This window comes from Cobetia sp. Ld8, from assembly GCF_045066615.1.
GTDB classification, from domain to species: domain Bacteria; phylum Pseudomonadota; class Gammaproteobacteria; order Pseudomonadales; family Halomonadaceae; genus Cobetia; species Cobetia amphilecti.
In genome coordinates this window covers 295,259-314,326 of record NZ_JBISHF010000007.1, presented here as the reverse complement: position 1 = coordinate 314,326, position 19,068 = coordinate 295,259, and the positions used below count along the sequence as shown (strand labels likewise).

Annotated in this window: 14 protein-coding genes; 3 read left to right on the top strand and 11 right to left on the bottom strand. The window is 55.3% G+C overall.

From position 1 onward, the window contains the following. Positions 1–5: 5 nt before the first annotated feature. From pseH to ACJJV2_RS06210, 11 genes are all read right to left on the bottom strand, one after another. The gene (gene pseH / locus ACJJV2_RS06260; protein ID WP_405279058.1) at positions 6–527 is read right to left on the bottom strand and encodes a UDP-4-amino-4,6-dideoxy-N-acetyl-beta-L-altrosamine N-acetyltransferase; all 522 of its coding nucleotides are present in this window, start codon (positions 525–527) and stop codon (positions 6–8) included. Then, the gene (pseG, locus tag ACJJV2_RS06255) at positions 524–1,678 is read right to left on the bottom strand and encodes a UDP-2,4-diacetamido-2,4,6-trideoxy-beta-L-altropyranose hydrolase (protein ID WP_405279055.1); all 1,155 of its coding nucleotides are present in this window, start codon (positions 1,676–1,678) and stop codon (positions 524–526) included. The genes pseH and pseG overlap by 4 nt, the downstream gene beginning before the upstream one ends. Further along, positions 1,675–2,412: a pseudaminic acid cytidylyltransferase gene (gene pseF, locus ACJJV2_RS06250; protein WP_405279052.1), complete on the bottom strand. Its 738-nt coding sequence runs from the start codon at positions 2,410–2,412 to the stop codon at positions 1,675–1,677. The genes pseG and pseF overlap by 4 nt, the downstream gene beginning before the upstream one ends. Then, entirely contained in the window at positions 2,409–3,572 is a 1,164-nt protein-coding gene (gene pseC, locus ACJJV2_RS06245) for a UDP-4-amino-4,6-dideoxy-N-acetyl-beta-L-altrosamine transaminase (protein WP_405279050.1), read from the bottom strand. Before pseC ends, pseF begins: the two co-directional genes overlap by 4 nt. Beyond that, positions 3,572–4,570, bottom strand: a complete 999-nt coding sequence (pseB, locus tag ACJJV2_RS06240) for a UDP-N-acetylglucosamine 4,6-dehydratase (inverting) (RefSeq protein ID WP_405279047.1) — start codon at positions 4,568–4,570, stop codon at positions 3,572–3,574. Before pseB ends, pseC begins: the two co-directional genes overlap by 1 nt. Before the next feature lie 9 nt (positions 4,571–4,579). Further along, on the bottom strand, positions 4,580–7,987 hold the full coding sequence (locus ACJJV2_RS06235) for a hypothetical protein (protein ID WP_405279044.1): 3,408 nt from the start codon (positions 7,985–7,987) through the stop codon (positions 4,580–4,582). Between the two features lie 33 nt (positions 7,988–8,020). Beyond that, entirely contained in the window at positions 8,021–9,106 is a 1,086-nt protein-coding gene (locus tag ACJJV2_RS06230; protein ID WP_405279041.1) for a chain-length determining protein, read from the bottom strand. A 126-nt stretch (positions 9,107–9,232) separates the two neighbouring features. Next, on the bottom strand, positions 9,233–10,174 hold the full coding sequence (locus ACJJV2_RS06225) for an ABC transporter ATP-binding protein (protein ID WP_405279038.1): 942 nt from the start codon (positions 10,172–10,174) through the stop codon (positions 9,233–9,235). Continuing rightward, complete coding sequence (locus tag ACJJV2_RS06220; RefSeq protein WP_405279035.1) at positions 10,171–11,001, bottom strand: ABC transporter permease; 831 nt, start codon at positions 10,999–11,001, stop codon at positions 10,171–10,173. Before ACJJV2_RS06220 ends, ACJJV2_RS06225 begins: the two co-directional genes overlap by 4 nt. A 26-nt stretch (positions 11,002–11,027) precedes the next feature. Continuing rightward, positions 11,028–12,671: a polysaccharide biosynthesis/export family protein gene (locus ACJJV2_RS06215; protein ID WP_405279032.1), complete on the bottom strand. Its 1,644-nt coding sequence runs from the start codon at positions 12,669–12,671 to the stop codon at positions 11,028–11,030. Positions 12,672–12,923: 252 nt separating this feature from the next. Then, entirely contained in the window at positions 12,924–13,352 is a 429-nt protein-coding gene (locus ACJJV2_RS06210; RefSeq protein WP_405279029.1) for a DVU3141 family protein, read from the bottom strand. Positions 13,353–14,384: 1,032 nt separating this feature from the next. On the opposite strand from ACJJV2_RS06210, the gene ACJJV2_RS06205 reads away from it, so the two are divergent. The 3 genes from ACJJV2_RS06205 (at position 14,385) to ACJJV2_RS06195 (ending at position 18,899) form a co-directional block, all read left to right on the top strand. Then, entirely contained in the window at positions 14,385–16,421 is a 2,037-nt protein-coding gene (locus ACJJV2_RS06205; RefSeq protein ID WP_405279026.1) for a capsular polysaccharide biosynthesis protein, read from the top strand. A gap of 3 nt (positions 16,422–16,424) precedes the next feature. Beyond that, on the top strand, positions 16,425–17,894 hold the full coding sequence (locus ACJJV2_RS06200) for a capsule biosynthesis protein (protein ID WP_405279024.1): 1,470 nt from the start codon (positions 16,425–16,427) through the stop codon (positions 17,892–17,894). 132 nt (positions 17,895–18,026) lie between these two features. Beyond that, positions 18,027–18,899 (top strand): SDR family NAD(P)-dependent oxidoreductase, encoded by an 873-nt coding sequence (locus ACJJV2_RS06195; protein ID WP_405279022.1) that lies wholly within the window; start codon positions 18,027–18,029, stop codon positions 18,897–18,899. Positions 18,900–19,068: the final 169 nt, after the last annotated feature.

Genomic DNA, 19,068 nt, shown 5'->3' with positions numbered 1-19,068 from the left:
AGACGTCAGGCTCCTTGAAGTGCTTGCCATTCGCTACGGAGTAAACCGAAGCCAATGACGTCGTGATAAATGTGACCATCAAAGTGATGGTCACGGAGATGAGCTTCACGGATGAAGCCCAGCCGCTCGTGAAATTTGAGTGAACGCACATTGCCGGCCAGCGCTTCGCCACACAGCTTGTACAGCCCTAACTCGCCGAAGGCATGCGCTAGTGCGGCTCGTCCTAGCGCTTGGCCGCTGCCTCGCGGCGCCTGGGGAGCGAGATAGAAACCCCATATCGCACGCTGAGCCTCAACATCCTCAAGCTGAATGTTGACAAAGCCGAATGGCCGTCCTTCCGTTTCGGCCAGCAGCAAATGGCGATGTGGCTCTTGTTGGGAACGATGAAACCAGGCGCGATGCTCGGCCTCGACGATTTCATGCTGGGTATACATGAAACGACGTACCTCGGGATGGTTGCGCCATTGGCGCACCTGAGCGAGATCTGCTTCCTCAAGAGGGCGCAAGATAGTAGCCGACGGTGTCATACAGATACGTCCTCCTGCAGTATGGTATGGCAGAGAGTCATCACCCCCTCACCTGATGTCAGCTGAGCGGCGGCGTGGCTCATTGCCTGCAGGGGATGGGGCACTTGGAGGGCGGAAAGATGGTGGCACAGCCTATCGGCAAGCTGTTCCGGCCTGCCCAGACAGATCGCCGCCCCGGCTGCATCCAACGCTCGGGCAATGCCCTCCTGGTTCTCGGCCAATATGAGCATCAGTGTGGGTAGGCCCAAGCAACAGCGCTCCCAGGAAGTGCTGCCTGCGGCGCCGATGGCGAGATCCGCTTCGGCCATGCGCCGAGCCATATCCGACACGCTGACCACCACCTCGGTGGGCCACGGCAATTCAGCAGCCGAGGTCTTGACGTCATCCAACCAAGGGGCCGTGGGGCCCATCACCACGGTGATCTCGAGTTCATCGGGAAGATGGCAAGCCTTGAGAGTGTCGAGCACCCGACCAGTAGCATTATCCTTGTCGACGCCGCCCAGGCTTATCAGCAAACGTTTGAGCCGCGGTTGCTGGCGTCGGCGAGCCTGGCTATTCCCCCGCATTTCGGCAAACTCCGATCGCAAGAGAGCAAACCGGGGGCCGGCCAGCACCTGGCAAGCTGCTGGCACCAGACCAATATAATCCTCGGCCGCACGACCCTGATTCTGATCGAGCAACACATCAGCGTGATGATGGCGGTCGGCCAAATCGTCAATGACCAGCAGCCGGGTAACGGGATTCGCCTTGGCTTCCGCCAGTACGGTCGATTCCCAGCGGGCATCAAGAGCGTAATGATCCACTACCAGCCAGTCCGGGGCCAATTGCATTATCAGGGGAAGACAGACCTCGGCGTCATGCTCCCAGGTAGTACCCAGCCAATGGGCATGATCGGGTTGGGTATCATCCACCTGTACGGCGCCTACCTGACTCACACCGGGCAAGCGATGAGCAGTAAAACCCTGCGCCTCGATCACCGAGATCAGGTGGCCCTGATGCTCACGACAGAGGAAGTGACAGTCGGCGCCCTGCGTCCTGAGAGCAACGGCAAGAGTCAGGCAGCGCATCACATGCCCAGTACCGATCTCGATCGAAGCATCGGCGCGAAAAACCACTAGAGGGGCGGCTGCCTGATTCCCTTCAGCGCTCATACTTGATCCTCTAGCCTCTTGGAGAGTTCAGCCTGCCAGGTTCGGAACAGCCACTCGGCACGCTGCCAATCTTCCGGCGTATCGATATCCTGCACGCGATGACGAGGAAGCTTCACCGGCACTGTACGCTGGCTGAAGATCGACATTCCGGCCAACCACGCTTCAGCCCTGCCCCAGTAGAACTGTCCGGCATCGTGCCACGCTTCCTCAAGGTCCTGCGAGCGGGTGGTGAAGTGCTCTGGCTGGAACATCTCCACGCGCCCTTCGTCCGTCAGACGAAGGGCGCGCTGAATGGGGAAGGCGTAGCTCGTCACCGAAAAGGCGTAGTCCACGTCTCCGCCCTGCAGCGCCGAGAAACCTGACTTCAGATCTTCTGCCTGCACAAAGGGCGCAGTAGCGTAGAGGCAGCACACTGCTTGCGGTGCTTCGCCCTGAGACTGAAGCCAGTCGATAGCGTGAGCGATGACCGGCACGGTGCCTGTATAGTCGTCAGCGAGTTGAGCCGGACGCCGAAAGGGTGCTTCGGCGCCAAGCGCAATAGCCATGGCGGCTATCTCATCATCATCGGTGGAGACAAGGACTCTGTCGAAGCAGCCGCTTGCCAAGGCCGCCTCAATCGACCAGGCGATCATGGGCTTGCCGCCAAACTCGCGAATGTTCTTGCGCGGGATGCGTTTACTGCCACCCCGAGCAGGAATGACCGCAATGGCCTGCAATTCTGTCGGCTCTGTCATGGGACCTCCAAGGCTCGTGCCAAGGCCGTCACCACCTCGTCCTGCTGGACATCGGTCATGTTGGGATAGAGCGGCAGGCTGATCGCTTCGGCGTAGTAGGCTTCAGAGGCGGGGAAGTCGCCCTGCCGGAAGCCCAGTTGCTGGTAATAGGGCTGGGTGTGAACCGGAATGTAATGCAGGTTCACACCGATACCCTGCTCGCGCAGCGCCTCGAACACCTGGCGATGCGTCACATTGATCTGACCAAGCTCAAGGCGAATCACGTAGAGGTGGCGCCCGGAATAAGCATCCGGGTGCTGCCAAGGCGTGATCACGGGCAACGCGACTAACCGGTCATCATAACGAGCAGCGATCTCATTGCGCCGTGATACGTAGCTATCCAGGCGCTCAAGCTGGGAGAGCCCCAAGGCCGCCTGCAACTCGGTCATGCGGTAGTTGAAGCCCAGGTCGACCTGCTGGTAATACCAGGGCCCGTCGGCCTCGTGGGTCATTAGCGACGGGTCGCGGGTCACGCCGTGGCTGCGCAACAACTCCATACGACTGGCCAGGGCATCATCATTGGTCAGCGCCATGCCGCCCTCGGCAGTAGTAATGATCTTCACCGGGTGGAAGCTAAAGACGGTGATATCACTGTAGCGACCACTGCCGATGTAGTCGCCCTGATACTTGCCGCCGATGGCGTGCGAGGCATCCTCGATAATCCGAAAGCCGTAGCGCTGACCCAGGGCATGAATGGCCTGCATGTCGCAAGGCTGGCCGCAAAGGTGTACCACCACCAGCACCTTGGGAAGCCTTCCCGCATGCTCGGCCTGCTTGAGCTTGGCCTCCAGTGCCGTAGGGCACAGATTGTAAGTGCGGGGATCGATATCCACGAAGTCGACCCCCGCGCCGCAGTACAGGCCACAATTGGCGGAGGCCACAAAGGTGATCGGCGAGGTCCACAACCAATCACCCTCACCCAGCCCCAGCGCCAGACAAGCGATATGCAGTGCCGAAGTGGCACTGTTGACCGCCAGGGCGTGGCGCGCGCCAACCTGATTGGCCACCGCGCTCTCGAAGCGCGGTACCATCGGGCCCTGGGTCAGGAAGTCCGACTGCAGCACAGCAAGCACGGCATCAATGTCGGCCTGCTGAATATCCTGGCGTCCGTAGGGAATCATCAGATGGCTCCGATCTTGTCCCAGTTGGTATCAATCCATGCATCAAGCTCATCGTCACTCATCCAGTCTGCATTGTTATCACTGGAATAGACGAACCCCTCCGGCACCTTCTTGCCGTCCTTGATGCGGTTGGCATCCTGGTCCCAGCTATTGATCGCGGGCAGAATCTTGAAGTGCTCGGGGTACTCATAGGTGTAGTAAGCATCCTCGGCGCCAATCATCTGCTCGTGGAGCTTCTCGCCGGGTCGAATGCCAACGACCTCCTGCCGGGCTTCCGGAGCGACGACGCGGCCCAGGTCGGTAACTTTCATGGAAGGGATTTTCTTGACGTAGATCTCGCCCCCCTCCATATCCTCGAAGGCGTGCCACACCAACTCAACCCCTTGTTCAAGGGAAATCATGAAGCGGGTCATGCGATTGTCGGTGATCGGCAGCACACCCTTGTCGCGGATCGACATGAAGAACGGAATCACCGAACCGCGCGATCCCATTACGTTGCCATAACGCACGACCGCAAAGCGGGTATCATGGCCCCCGGCATAGGAATTGCCGGCGACGAAGAGTTTGTCGGAGGTCAGCTTGGTGGCGCCATACAGATTGATCGGGCTACTGGCCTTGTCAGTGGACAGCGCCACTACCTTCTTGACACCCTTGTCGATGCAAGCATCAATCAAGTTCATGGCGCCCTGGACATTTGTCTTGACGCACTCGAAGGGATTGTACTCGGCAGTAGGTACGATCTTGGTGGCCGCCGCATGCACCACATAATCGACACCATCCAGCGCCCGATAGATGCGATCCCGATCACGCACATCACCAATGAAGAATCGTACGCGGGGATCGCCAGCGAACTTCTTGGCCATCTCCCACTGCTTCATCTCGTCGCGTGAGTAAATGATCACTTTTTTGGGGTTGTACTTTTCGAGCACCATAGGCACGAACATATGCCCAAATGAACCAGTGCCACCAGTAACTAGAATAGTTGAATTTTCAAACATAAAATTCTATCAGCTCACTTGTAAGTTAAGTTTGGACTTGCGTTCAGACACCGACAAAAACTCAATAACACGATTTTTAATTTCTTCCACCAATATCTCTTTATCCCCCTTCTGGGCGACATCAATTATTCTGGTCTTGTCATACCAAACATCTCGACCTTCCTCATCACGTTTTCTCCAATCCAGCTCTGTTGAGTTCGAAAACAAAAATGTCTCACACCCTACCGCACCGGCCAGTTCAGCCACTGTCGTAGCAGGAGAAATAATCAAATCCATACACTTCATCAGGGCTGCAACACTGTCGAAGTCATTATAATGATCAATATCACTAAAATCAACAAGCTTGCCTGGATAGAGACTTTCAACTATCGAAATTTCATGTTCACAGTCGTCATATTGGAAATTAACAAACAAAACACCTTCTAGCTCAAACAACGGCAAAAGCTGTTCAATGGTCAGATAATGCAAGTTTCTAGCGGATGTTGAAAGTCCACTCCGCCAGCTAAGACCAATCAGCACTACATCCTCAGGCAAGCGTTTTTTATACTGACCAACTTTCTCATCATTAGCGACCAAATAAGCCTCTCTATTAAACGAGTTATAATCAGGCAAAAGGTGATGCAGTGAATCAGTTACAAACAGCAAACTCTCGCATTTATCAATTTCTTGTACTGCAGCATTGTTCACAAACCCCATAACATCAGAGCCAGGCACCTCAGAATAATCAGATAACTCTATGTCATCAGTGCTTCTTATTCTATCCACCTCAACAAATGATAGCTCCGGAAAAGATCTTTTCATGAGGGCAGTAAGTTTCGGAGAACAGGTTACCAAAATCTCTTGCACACCAAAAAGAGAAGTAAATCTAGAGTACACCGAAGCAAACCTTATTTCATCTCCTGGACCAAACACTGCCAGTAGCAAAAGAGATGAGTCCCATTTCAGTGGTGAAGAGAAATCATAATACTTATCAGGATAATACGTCTTCAGCTTTTCAACGACTGGCATTTCTGTAAAGGCATGGAAAGCTTTCGCCAGTTCTCTAACCCCGAAATAGACCTTTCTTTTGTGCATATCGCCTATGCTGATCCCTGAAGAAAGTGCTTCTTCAAGAAGTAACTTGGCTTTGCAATACGCACCTTTCAGAGTGTAGACCTTGAGAAGCTCTGATACCGTTTTTAAATTGAAAGCCTGCGAAACAAGTCTTTCGGCAACCTTTTCCGCATCATCCAACAAACCACAGCATGCGAGCGACTGCACGTATACCAAAGAAACACCATCTGATGGCGCCGATTGCTCTACCAAGACCTTTGAGAGTTCGAGCGCTTTCTCAAATCTCTCCAGCTCTATGTAGGCACGGACCTTGCGAACGGTGACGCTAGCATCCAAGGCGAGCTGCGCCTCCAGAATGGGCCACCACTTCTCTTTACCCTGGTCAAGAAAAGCCTCGGCATAAATTTTCACCAAAGATGTAAGCTCAGGCTTTAAGGCCAATACCCTTGATGCTGTAAGCAGGAAGCAATCAGTACTGACCGTAACAAACCTGAATGTGGAAAATTCATGAAACACTCCGGCACGATTGGCCTCTAATAAATTGATGCCCTGAAGAAATTTTGCGAGATCATATTTCGATGTAAAATCAAAAGAGAGCTCGCAGCCTTCAATAATTGATATAAGCACTTGATTTGGCGACACGCCCGACACTAACAGGCCAAGTGATATATCAAAAAATTCTGAAAACTGGCGCCTATCAAGCATATTCTGAGACAAAACCAGCTTGACATCATCAGTAATATCAATATTGCTGTTTACCTCACACTCAATAGGCAACAGCCGTCTCAAGATATCAACATTCTCTTCACATGAGATATCATCAGTAACATTGAACAACCACGCCCAGTGCTTTACGAGATAACTCTTATCACTTTCAGAAGTGTAAAGCGCAATGAGGATATCATTAAAAGCACTGGATGAAAGCTGAGTTCGCACCATACCCAAGAAGGCATCCTTATGCTCGGGATCTTCTAACCTCCCAATAACATAAGCACAAATCACAGTAGCAGATCGCCTATCAAACTTATCGCCTAAAATAGAGCTAAAGTCTACCAACCTCAATACATCTAAAGTACTTGTCGTATGACTCTCACTAACCAAGGCAGCTGGCCACTTGTATGATTGAGAAGCTTCGCGGAATTGCTCATTATCCTCCACTCCTTTCCTCACCATGCGATCCATGCTTATGTATTGATCGGCCTTTATTCTATAGCAAGATGCTAAAAAAGCCTTATACGTACATTTTTTGTCAGCCAGATACTTCGGATAAAGCAAATATGCGCCCGCAAATATTTCCAATGTACTCAATAACCGCTTACGCCTAGGCGTTTCAACACGGTCATCAGTTACTCCCCAACCTGCATAGAATGGAAGGCCTACAACTGTAACTTTTCTTCCATATAAAAGGGCCTCAAATCCTGTCAATGAAGTTATCGTATATACATGATCCACACTGTCCAGAAAATCAACAATATCAATCTCAGGCGAACTTATCTGGCATATCTTCTCAATTTTTTTCTTTTTGAGGCTGCTTTTCTGATAGCCTTTAAAAACTTCTGGATGAGGGCGATAAAAAATTTCACACTCAGGGTTTTCCGAGTATGCGAGTTTGACAAGTTCTTCACTTGTCCAATTGTCAGGATTGCCGTACTTGATAGAAGCGTCGGCGTCTACCTGACCTAGCACCGCTATTCTTTTTCTTGTTTTATTTTTGTATAACTTTTTAGCCAAAGGAGGGTTGTACTTTGAAAGCGAAAGATTTTTAAAAACATTCAAGCACTCTTTAGCATGAACCATCAACTCGTCATCAGAGGAAAAATCATGCTCAGATAATATCGCTTCCAAACTAGAAGGCTTTCTAGAGTTATAATAAAGCCCCTCTGTATCAAAAACTAACGAATACGGTGTAGAGTGAGACGCCCCCAAGGAGGATGAACGCAGAAAACCATCTTCAACCCGCCAAATAGGGAGGCACTTCAACTTTGCATAATGGCGTACCCAATAGCTTTCTGTATACCCCCATACCAAAATAGCATGCGGCATAGCCTGCAAGGAAAGCATAGACATCACTGCCCCTACACCAGTACTTTTTCTTGGCAAAAAAGCAACTCTGTAATCATCTAGATAATCTGCCAAGAAGCCAAGCTTCCAATCATTGCACCCAACCACCACTACAATAGGCAGCTGAGTCGTTACCCAGTTACGGCCTACTAGATAGAAGTTCTTGAAGCCCTTAGGTTCTTTAAAAAGAGCATAAGGATTATGTGTTATGTAATCATAAGAAAACTCTTTTGGTTTTTTTTTGAAGAACAATCCTTGCAAGGATTCGTCTACTTTCGAAATAATTTTGCTTGCATTTTTCATGATAGTATGAGCCTTTTAAACCTTGCCACCAAGTCAGTCTCTATGATCCCGAACGATCAGCACCAACATGCTGAAGATGAAGCCAAGGAAGATCATGACCAGCCCGAAGATAGTAACGTTATAGAGACGCTCCGGTTTTTCCGGATATTCCGGCAGAATCGGGCTTTGTAGAATACTCACCTGTTTCAGTTTGCGAGCAGCTTCAATGCGTGTGTTTTCCAGTGCGGCGAGAGCATTGGAGTAAGTCCGCTTGGCAAAGTCGGCGCGCAGTTGCAATGTTTCGTACTGGCTGGACACACTGTTGAGCGCACTTCCGGACTCACGGGCCAGGCGCTCTTTCTCCAGCCCAATCTGCTTTTCAATCGCCTTGATTTCGCTTTCGACTCGCACCATTTCGCTGGATCGCTGGCTCTGATAGCTCGCCAGTGCACTCTTGCGAGCCTTGTAAGTTGCAAGTTGAGCTTCCAGTGACGAGACGACGGTATTCAGGCTTTCGACTGTCTGGGTCGGGGATATCAGGCCATGTTGGTTCTGATAGTCCAGCAGATCTTGGCGGGATTGTTCAAATTTACCTTCCAGCAGCGCGACCTGTTTGTTGAGGAACTGCACCTGCTCCTCAGCAAGACGCTGCCCCATCTCATTCATGTGGCGTTCCCCTTCGTCCAACAACAACTGAGCGAACTTCTGAGCAAACTCGGGCGTCCAGGCCTGTACCTCTATATTCAATACGCCCGCGTACTCATCCATCTCCACCGTGATACGTTTGAGGTAGTAGTCGTGAAGCTCTTCTATGGGGACATCGGCACCTCCCAAGCGAGCAAAGACATCCCCGTGCTGACTGTAGTGAGCTCGAAAATCGAGTGCCTTCTGTACCTTCTTGAGCATGTCCACGCTCATCAGGTATTCGCGCAGCAGCAAGAGGTCACTGTTGGCCTGGGTGCCGGTGAGCAGCGAGCCGAAGCTGACTTCACTGGAGCTGCTAACCTGAGGACTTTCCAGCACGACGGTTGCCTTGGAGACATAGCGGTCTTCTGCCCAAGCCAGCCAGTAGCTACCCACCAGCACGATGGATAGCAGGACAACAACCCACTGCGGGTAGCGTTTGATAAATGCGGTCATGCGTATTTCCGTTGAAGGTGCGCGCCGATAGCACCGGCGGCGAAGATAGATAAGCGGTGAAGACCGTTGAGAGAATCTGTACCCAGAAGGAGGATAGCCCCCCGGGTTAGTGCCCCCACTCGCCGGTTACCCGCCAGAGGCGCTGCCCGAGACACTTTCCGAAGCACTTGCTGCGACATTTCCGGGAGCAGGAGGAGGGGGAGTACGAGAATGAATTTCCTCTCGTACTTCTCGCAGTGCGTCCTGTGCAGCGCGCAGTGCGCTCTCGTGTTTTTTCTTTTCCTGTGGTGACAGGTTTTCCAAGGACTCTCGGGCCAGCTTGGCATTCTCCACGGCAGTGCGGCGTTTTTTTAGCAACTTCTGTAGAGCCGGTAACGTCATATTATGCGGCTTCGCAACGCCACTATCTGCGTGATACGCATTGATGGCGTCATGGATGCTGTCATACCAGCAGACTTGTCCTTCCTTCAGATAAATGCCTGCTTGGCACAACTCTTTCAAAATGCCTTCACTGTGCGAGACCATGATCAGGCTGGCCTGCCCTACCTTGTCCTTGAAAGCCTTGGAGGCCTTGGCCTTGAAGGAACGGTCACCTACAGCCGTAGCCTCGTCCGACAGATAGACATCAAAGTCAAAAGCCAGCGAGAGACCGAAGTTGAGGCGCGAACGCATGCCTGAGGAGTAGGTGCGAATGGGCTCATCAAAGGCCGCGCCTATCTCGGCGAAGTCCTGCACCCATGCGATGATGCTGTTGATATCGTACTGCGTACCGTGCATACGCGCGACGAACTTGACGTTTTGGCGCCCCGTCATGCTGCTTTGAAGTCCCGCGGAAAGGCCTATCGGCCAAGAGACCTTGGAGTGACGTATCACCCGCCCCTTCTGAGGGGTATCCATACCAGCGATCAGACGCAACAAGGTTGATTTACCCGCCCCATTGGCCCCCACCAGGCCGACACTGACCCCTGTTGGGATGGTAAGGTTTATATCCTTTAACACCCAGCTATCATCACTCTGGCTATAATGCGAGTGGTAATAACGCTTGGAAAGGTTCTGGATCTCGATCATTGACTTTTCAGGCGCTCCTTGAATCGCACATGCATCAGCAGCCCAAGAGCCAAGGCTGATAGTATCCAGCCCCAGAAGTAAATCAGGCTAGTGCCGTGAACCACTTGGTACCCTTCAAAGAATCCGTGGCGTATATATTCCAGTCCATGCACGATGGGGTTAAGCATCAAATACTCAAGCAAATAATGCGGAAGATGATTGAGCGGCATAATGACACCGGACAGGATCAATAGCGGCATACTGAGCAGGCGGATGATCTTGCCTACTTCGGGCACCAGCGTGCCGATCACGGAAGTCACCAGGCCAAGCCCCATGCCAAACAACCATAGTGACAACCAGCCACCGATTGCTTGAAATCCATTGTCAGGACGGTAGTCGGTGCCCAGCAGCAACCCACCAACCATGAACAGCAGAAAGATGACGGTACGAATCAAGCCATCCAGCACGTTTCGCATCAGTACACCGTCAATCGGGTGTACTTGCCGATAGGCGAACAGTGCCTTGATGGCATTGATGGCTCCCAGTCCCTGTGTCATGCCTTCACGGACCAGAAAGAACCCCATCATTCCGACAATCATCCAGGGGATGAAGGGGGCATTGACAATGAGGTTGTCACCACGAATGAAGCTACGGATAGAGATCATTACCAACAGCAGCAATGCTGGCTCTGCAATCATCCAGAACCACCCCATGCGATCAGTCATAGTGCGGCCGATGGCTTCCCGCATGAACATGGCGAACCAGACACTGCGCGTCACAGCCCAACAAGAGCGGGCCCTGGGCCCGCTCTTGTTGTCACCTGCAGAGTGGTCTGATGGAGGACTCATGTCACCGTTCATGTCACTGGCCATGATCAGAGGTCTATCGCGACTTTGGTGGCGACGGCGACCTGATAGAGAATCTGCGTGATGCTGGTGGCCAGCTGCAGGTTCTTGGTCGGCGGTTCCGGCAGTACCAGAATCTGATCACCAGAACGCAGCTCGACTTCCTCGGCACGACGCACGGCACCGTTCTGGCGCACGACGAGAATCTGGTCTTCATCCGCGTGCTGCGTGAAGCCACCGGCGCTGTTGATATAGTCCATCACCGTCATGCCCTGGGTGTAGACCATGGCCTGAGGCACCACGACTTCGCCGCTGATCAACAGGGAATCGCTGATTTCCGGGATGGTGATGACATCGCCATCCTGCAGACGCACATCAGCGATGTTGCCGTCTTCTCGTGCCACGACCAGTCGTCCGGTCGGCTCTTCCTGCTTCGCCTGCTCGACAAACTTCTCGATCATCTCAGCTTCCTGGACACGAAGCTCGGATTCTTCGGTGGTCGAGGAAGACGCGCCAAGATAGGTGGCCTGAAGACGCTTGAGGCTGTCCTGCAGTGCCTGCGCCTGCTGTTCCTTGACGCTCTCACGACGGATGGAAACGCTCTGGTAATCGGTCAGTCCTTTCGGCACCCCGACGGCATTGAGCAATTCACCCAGGTGGGCATCGCGTGGCAGTGCATAACGTGACGGGCCATAGAAGCTGCCTTCCAGCTGCACGACGATGGTCTCGTCACGCTGGTCGGCACTGAACAGCACTTCATCCCCTGCGCGCACGTCAGCAGCGCGGAATTCCGTCACTGGCAGATAGCGCGAGATGGGCCCGTCGGGACGAGAGCCCCGCAGCAGCACGTGAGAGACACCCGACTTGAGGCGCGCCAGGTTCAGGACGTTTTCACCACTCAGACGCGAGTCGGTGAGCTCATAGCGATAGTCACGCTCGACATCCCCGACCACGCTGATCGCCGGGCCGCGCTCCTCGACGACGACGGTATCGCCATCGCGGAATTGCGGGCGGGCAATCTCGCCATTGATCAGAAAGTCATACAGATCGACCGTATTGATGACACGACCGTTGCGCTTGATCTTGATCTTGCGGTAGCTGCCGAGTGCCTGGTCGATACCGCCGGCCTGGTCGAGGAAATACAGCATGGAATCATTCGGCGTGCCGGCGTAGCGGCCCGGATTCTTGACATACCCGGTCACGAAGACGCCCACCGGCTGCACGCCCTGCAGGTTGGTATAGACACTGACATTCTCGGGATACACCTCTTGAATGGCGCTGCGCACCTTGCCATCCAGCTGGCCATTGGTGGTGCCCTGCACATTTACCGGGCCAATACCGGGAAGGAAGATGTTGCCCTGCGCATCGACAGGCAGCACGGATTCGATCTCGACGCCACCCCAAACGCGCAGGGTGATCTGGTCACCCGGCTTGATGGTGTAGCTGCTATTGAGACCATCGGCCATCATGCCGCGGAAACCACCACTGAAGAGGTTTTCGCCGAACGGCGGCAGAGAGTCGGGGTCGGTCTGCTCCTGGGAGGTCAGCGGCCCGTAGGTTCCGCTGCGCCAATCGGCACGCGCCTTGTCTTCTACACTATCCGTCTTTTGCGGGATGCTGGAGGCCTGGTCATTGCTGGACAGGATGGAACCACTGTCCAGGCCGGCTGCCATGGCAGGGCTGGCGTTCAGGCACGCTACCGCCACCAGGCACCCGGCCCGGAGCAAGAATCTGGAAATTGTCATCGGGCTAGGCCCCTCGTAATGCAAAGAAAATCGTGCAAAAAGATAATGCAGTGTCAGTCAGGAATGGCAGCGCCGGCCAGGCCAGCCTGCTTCCTGCAATCGTCGTTTCACGCCAAGCCAGGTGCGGGCCTTTCAGCGATAAGGTACCGAGAAGTTGCTGAGAAGTTATTGAGAAGCTCCTCAGCGGGCCTCTTCCAGCAGGCCGGTCACCAACCGCTGGGTCACCCAGGTGCCTTCACCGGCCTTGCCGTCATTGCTGGTCCGGCACGCCAGTTCCTTGCTGGGCAGATCACGCTGATTGGAGACCGTCAGCTCACGACAGATACGCCCGCTGGCCGCGAAGTAGCGCTCATGGGCGACCACTTCGACGTTGCTGCCCCAGGGGCTGGTCGGCACGGCAACCACGCTGCCGGGGGCCGCGCTGTCGAGAAATGACGAGACATCCGCCGGCAGCGACGCAGCGCCGGTCAGGTTGGCCAGGTTGGTACTGCCGACACCGGTGGATTCCGGATAGGAGGTCGCGCAACCGGTGATGGCCAGTGCCAGGCCAGCGGCACAGATCAAGCGACCGATGCGAGATGATGTCTGACAAGAAAATTTCTGAATCATGAAAGTATCCTGATGCTGCAAAGGCCCGAACCACTGAACAGAAGGGGGGAATTTTTTGACCTGTCGCAACAGTGCAGAGCTTTAGAGACGGCCCTCGACAGTATCAGCAGCAATGCAGCGATCAACAGCCATTCCGCCGGCCAATGATTCCCGACAAGTCTTGCCGACACTACTGACGTCGCCATCAAGGTGGCAAAAGTACCTACGTGCTGTTCGATTTCCATTGACAAGCGTTCCCTTGGCATCCTGCCGCTACTCTTTGCTCTGCTCTGTACTTTCGCTCGTGAGGTCTACGACTACCAAACCTGGGGATAGGTTTACTCTGTGTAAGCGCGACACATTACCAGCAAACCTCATGCCACTAAAGCATACGGCCAATAAGGTTAACCGATGAAAAATATACAAGCTAATAGTTTGCTTGCTAGCAACTTTGCCTATGAAGAGTTTAATTGAATTCAGTCGTCACTTTGCGTACTTTCCCTATTTACGAACTCTGCGTCAACGGTAATACAGAAAGTGTTGCGAGAATATTGCCGCCAACACGGGTGACAAGTTGAGCAGTATTTTCGGACTGTGCAACGGAGCTTTTGCCTGTTCGACGCAACCCAAAAACATGGATGGTGGCTTCCCATGCAGTCTCACCACATCTGCCAACCCATCTCTCGTGATGCTTGCAAGGCCCCGCATGGCGAGACTTTCCGGAAGGTATTGTGCTTTTCTCGCGCTATTTTTCTCCAGCCGCACCTGGATGCCTTCATCCCGGAGCTGCTGCCATTGACCCGGGCGAGCCTTCGGGCACGACTTGCCATGGCACATCGCGCGACAGCAGGCCATTTGCACTCAGTTAGGGCATCAACAGGCGGCACAGAAGAAGACACAAGTTACAATAATGTGAGAAGACCATTACCTTTTGGCTTTTTCTCTTGCAAAAAGCGAACCCCTGTCAAAGACATGACCGCCGCCCCCCCACTAGACTTTTGTCGAACAAATACCACTGAGAAGCACGCGAATGTATGGCCTGACTTTGACTCAATGGCCGGCCAACACCATAGAGAATGTCAGCAAAGGGCGAGTGCCGTTGTTGGCTGGGGCCATAAGGCAACCGCCAACAAGGCTCGCACCTACGCCAGACAACAGGCACTACCTTATATCGCGCTGGAAGACGGCTTTTTGCGCTCACTCACCTTGTCCAGCGCGGGCTATCCAGCCATGTCGATGGTGGTGGACTACCAGGGCATCTATTACGATGCGCGCCAACCGAGCGATCTCGAGCAACTGATCAATGAGGCGCCGACGCGTCAGGCAGAGGCATTGCTGGCGCGCGCGCGCGCGGCTCTCGAAAGCCTGCGCATGCATCGCTTGAGCAAGTACAACCATGCACCAGAGCGCAAGCTCCCTGCCCGAAAGCCTGGCATGCAGCGCCTTCTCATCGTCGATCAGACCGCCGAGGATGCGTCTGTCATTGGCGGCATGGCCAGCCCGGAGACTTTCCTTGCCATGCTGAGGGAGGCCTGCGCCATCGAGGGAGCCGAGGTGTGGGTCAAGGTGCATCCGGATGTGATCGCAGGCAAGAAGCGTGGCTATCTGCTGGAAGAGGCGCGCAAGCTTGGCTGCACGCTGCTGAGTGACGACATCAACCCCTGGTGCCTGTTCGAACAGGTCGATGGCGTCCATGTCGTGACCAGCCAGCTTGGGTTCGAGGCCCTGATGGCAGGCCTGCCGGTGACCTGCCACGGCATGCCGTTCTATGCCGGGTGGGGCCTGACGGATGATCGGCAGCAATGTCCGCGTCGAGGCGAGTCACGCACGCTTGAGCAGGTGTTTGCCGCGGCCTATCTCGAATACAGCCGCTATGCCAACCCCTATACCCAGCAGGCCGCGACGCTCGAAGAGATCATTCAGCTGCTTGCAGACCAGAAGCGAATGGCTACCAGACTGGCAGGTCACTGGATAGCGCCGGGGTACTCACGCTGGAAGCGTAATTTCCTGCCCGGCTTCCTAGGACCCTTGGCGCACTGCGACTTCGTCAAAAGCGATGCCATCGCACTGCAGAAACTGCAAAAGAAAGCTGGTGTCACGATCGCGCATGATCCGCGAGCATTGTCGCAGCGCGAACAACAGGCCCCACACCCTACCCGCGTGCTGAGCTGGGCGAGCCGAACCACAGCAGAGCTGGAAGCCTCCGTCATTGCACAAGGGGGCGCTCTGTGGCGAATCGAGGACGGTTTCTTGCGCTCAGTCGGCCTGGGGGTGGATCTCACGCGGCCACTTTCGTTGATCCTCGACCCGCTCGGCATGCATTTTGACGCCAGTCGCTCATGCGCATTGGAGCAGTGGTTGATGCATCATGATTTCACCGATGCCGAGTTAGACCGCGCACGCCAATTACGCGAGCGCCTGATCACGCTGGGGCTGAGTAAGTACAATTCGGAAAGTGATGAATTGCCGGACCTTCGCGCGATGGCCAAGGGCCGTGACGTGATATTGATCGTCGGCCAGGTGGAGTCAGACGCCTCGATACGCCATGCGTGTCCCGGGATACGTACCAATCAGGCTCTGCTTGAGGCGGCGCGGGAATTGCACCCTGAAAGCTACGTGATCTATAAACCGCACCCCGACGTTGTCACAGGGGGGCGTAGTGGCGAGGTGGCGACTGAAGGCGGGACGTACGATCTCGAATTGACCACCGGCAATATCAGTCGGTTATTTGAGCAGGTGGATCATGTACACACGCTCTGCTCGCTCGCCGGCTTTGAAGCCCTGATACGAGGAGTGCCCGTCACGACCCATGGCCTGCCCTTCTATGCCGGCTGGGGGTTGACCGATGACCAGATCGACTGTCCAAGACGGACGCGCACCTTGAGCGTGGATTCCCTTGTCGCTGGTGCGCTGATCGAATATCCGATCTACGTGGATCCCGATCGGGGGGACTTATGCAATGCCGAAACAGTCGTCACAATACTTGAACGCCAACGAACCATGCTCAGGAATGGCACCATGCGACTTTCATTACCCTGGAAAACCCGGCTATATCGCGGCTATCGAGCATTGTTCATCGGGAAGCACTGACTCATGGAACATGGACGTCTGACACCACCCCTCAGCCTCACGCCACCAACCGGTGCCGACATGCCTGTCAGCGCAAGGCTTGGCCAGGCGCTGGAGCGGATCATGGGCGATGGCGCTCTTGCAAAGCTGTCTGATGATGCCGTCTTGACGCCCCCGCTGAATCAGCCTTCAGCCCCTCTCATCAGCGATGGCTGGGCAGCATCGAAGGCGCCCGATATCCAGCTGCGCCCCCGTGAGGGGGGACGCCGGCGCGTCTTCATGTTGCTGCAGGGGGTGTGCTCGCCCTTCTTCCTGCAGCTGGCGAAAAAGCTCAAGCAGGATGGCCATGAGGTCATCAAGGTCAACTTCAACAGCGGCGACAGCTTCTACTGGCGCCACGACAAGGCGTATGCCTATCGCGGCAAGCTCGAGGACCTCGGCGACTGGATCGCCGAACTCTGGCGCAAGCATCACGTCACGGACCAGGTGCTGTTCGGCGATCGACGTCCGGTACATCGTGATGCCGTGCTCAAGGCGGAATATCTCGGCATCCGTACCCACGTGTTCGAGGAGGGCTACTTCCGCCCCTACTGGGTGACGCTGGAGCGCGAAGGGGTCAATGGCCACTCCCTGCTGCCACGCGACCCTGACTGGTTCCGTGAGGCAGGCAGCCACCTCGAAGATGCCCCCACGCCGCAGCGTTTCCAGGCACCTTTCAGTGAGCGTGCGCGCCATGACATCACCTATCATCTGGCAGGAGCGGCCAATCCGCTGCTGTTCCCGCGCTACCGCCCGCACAGCATTCACGCCGTGCAGGAATACGCGGGCTATGCGACACGACTGCCCTTGATGCGCTGGTACAAGCGGCGTGACGCCAAGCGTATCGATCAGCTGATGGGCAGTGGCGCGCCCTACTACATGCTGCCGCTGCAGCTGAATACCGATGCCCAGATACGCCACCATTCGCGCTTCGCCAACATGCAGGAAGTCATCCAGCGGGTGATGAAGAGCTTCGCCCTGAATGCGCCACGCGGTGCACGCCTGGTGATCAAGAACCACCCTCTCGACATGGGGCTGGTGGATTACCCGGGGCTGATTCGCTCGCTGGAGCGTCGCTACGACCTGATCGGGCGTATCGTCTACCTGGAGAGCGGCAATCTGGAGAAGCTGCTGCAGCAGGCCAAGGGCATGATTACGGTCAACAGCACGACCGGCAACGTGGCGCTGCAGTATCGCTGCCCGACCTTCTGCATGGGCGACCCGATCTTCAACTTGCCGGGCCTGACCTTCCAGGGTTCGCTGCACGATTTCTGGACCCAGGGCCAGCGCCCCGACACCACGCTCTTCCGACATTTCCGCAATACGGTGATTCATACCGTGCAGCTCAATGGCGGCTTCTACTGCAAGCCGGGCATGCAACTGGCCGTGTTGGGCGCCTCCAAGATACTGTGCGCCGAACGCTCGCCGCTGGAAAACATGTTGAGCCGCTGCTGAACATGCGAAAAGACTGCTGGACCACGCAACAACGGTGAGACACGCCAATGATGGCAGCCTCTCTCACCCGACCATAACGAGAAACGCAAGGGAACTGCCGACCTTCGGTGTCGGGATTCAAGGAGACCAAAGATGACGGCCATGCCCCCCCAGCAGCCAGAGCCCAGCGACGCTGGCACTCACCGAGCGGATAGCCGACCTGCAGAGAACGACTCCAGTGCGAAAGCTGCCCAGGATGCCAGCCGCCTGCGACGCGTCCTGATCACCGGTGCCACGGGCGAGATCGGCGGCGCCTTGGCACGCGCCTATGCCGAGACGGGCACCACGCTGATCCTCACCGGCCGCAAGCAGCGCAAGCTCGATGCGATCGCCAACGACTGCCGCAAGCTGGGCGCCGAGGTGGAATGCACGGTACTCAATCTGTGTGATGAAGAGACCCTGTTCACCTGGCTGGATGAAGTCTGCGCGCGCGGAGTGCCGGACATCGCCATCGCCAATGCCGGCATGAACACCGATATCGGCCCCCAGGGCAACGGAGAACGCTGGGAGGATTCACGCCGCCTGCTGCAGACCAATGTGATCGGCACGCTGGGCATGGCCCACCATCTGGCCATGGCGATGAAGCAGCGCGGCAGTGGTCAGCTGGTACTGCTCAGCTCCCTGGCGGCGTGGCATGGCCTGGCATTGACGCCCAGCTACAGCGGCAGCAAGGCGGCGGTCAAGGCGTATGGCGAAGGCCTGCGCAGCTGGCTCAAACCCCATGGCGTAGGGGTCACCGTCGTCATGCCCGGCTATGTCACCTCGCCGATGTGTGAGGCCATGCCGGGGCCCAAGCCCTTCGAGATGCCACCCGAGAAGGCCGCACGCCGCATCCTCAAGGGTGCAGCCCGTAACCGGGCGCGTATCAGCTTCCCCTTCCCGCTCAACTTCGGGTGCTGGTGGTTGAGTGTCCTGCCAGCCGGAATCTCCCAGCGCCTGCTCGGGTGGTTCAATTACACTCATTGATCGGGGCTTGCGTCTTCGTGAGCCTGAACCGTGAGCCGTGAGCCGTGAGCCGGCCCGCCATGAGCAGCAGGCGATGACTCAGCGTTTTTCCATTGTCATGACAATGAGTTAGCGTAATACCCCAGTACCTGCCACTGGAGTACATCGTGCAGAATCGATAAGGAAGACA

Bases quoted from the DNA above. Each gene is read 5' to 3' on its own strand.
- pseH (WP_405279058.1), bottom strand. From the start codon at position 527: ATGACACCGTCGGCTACTATCTTGCGCCCTCTTGAGGAAGCAGATCTC.
- pseG (WP_405279055.1), bottom strand. From the start codon at position 1,678: ATGAGCGCTGAAGGGAATCAGGCAGCCGCCCCTCTAGTGGTTTTTCGC.
- pseF (WP_405279052.1), bottom strand. From the start codon at position 2,412: ATGACAGAGCCGACAGAATTGCAGGCCATTGCGGTCATTCCTGCTCGG.
- pseC (WP_405279050.1), bottom strand. From the start codon at position 3,572: ATGATTCCCTACGGACGCCAGGATATTCAGCAGGCCGACATTGATGCC.
- pseB (WP_405279047.1), bottom strand. From the start codon at position 4,570: ATGTTTGAAAATTCAACTATTCTAGTTACTGGTGGCACTGGTTCATTT.
- ACJJV2_RS06235 (WP_405279044.1), bottom strand. From the start codon at position 7,987: ATGAAAAATGCAAGCAAAATTATTTCGAAAGTAGACGAATCCTTGCAA.
- ACJJV2_RS06230 (WP_405279041.1), bottom strand. From the start codon at position 9,106: ATGACCGCATTTATCAAACGCTACCCGCAGTGGGTTGTTGTCCTGCTA.
- ACJJV2_RS06225 (WP_405279038.1), bottom strand. From the start codon at position 10,174: ATGATCGAGATCCAGAACCTTTCCAAGCGTTATTACCACTCGCATTAT.
- ACJJV2_RS06220 (WP_405279035.1), bottom strand. From the start codon at position 11,001: ATGAGTCCTCCATCAGACCACTCTGCAGGTGACAACAAGAGCGGGCCC.
- ACJJV2_RS06215 (WP_405279032.1), bottom strand. From the start codon at position 12,671: ATGGCAGCCGGCCTGGACAGTGGTTCCATCCTGTCCAGCAATGACCAG.
- ACJJV2_RS06210 (WP_405279029.1), bottom strand. From the start codon at position 13,352: ATGATTCAGAAATTTTCTTGTCAGACATCATCTCGCATCGGTCGCTTG.
- ACJJV2_RS06205 (WP_405279026.1), top strand. From the start codon at position 14,385: ATGGCCGGCCAACACCATAGAGAATGTCAGCAAAGGGCGAGTGCCGTT.
- ACJJV2_RS06200 (WP_405279024.1), top strand. From the start codon at position 16,425: ATGGAACATGGACGTCTGACACCACCCCTCAGCCTCACGCCACCAACC.
- ACJJV2_RS06195 (WP_405279022.1), top strand. From the start codon at position 18,027: ATGACGGCCATGCCCCCCCAGCAGCCAGAGCCCAGCGACGCTGGCACT.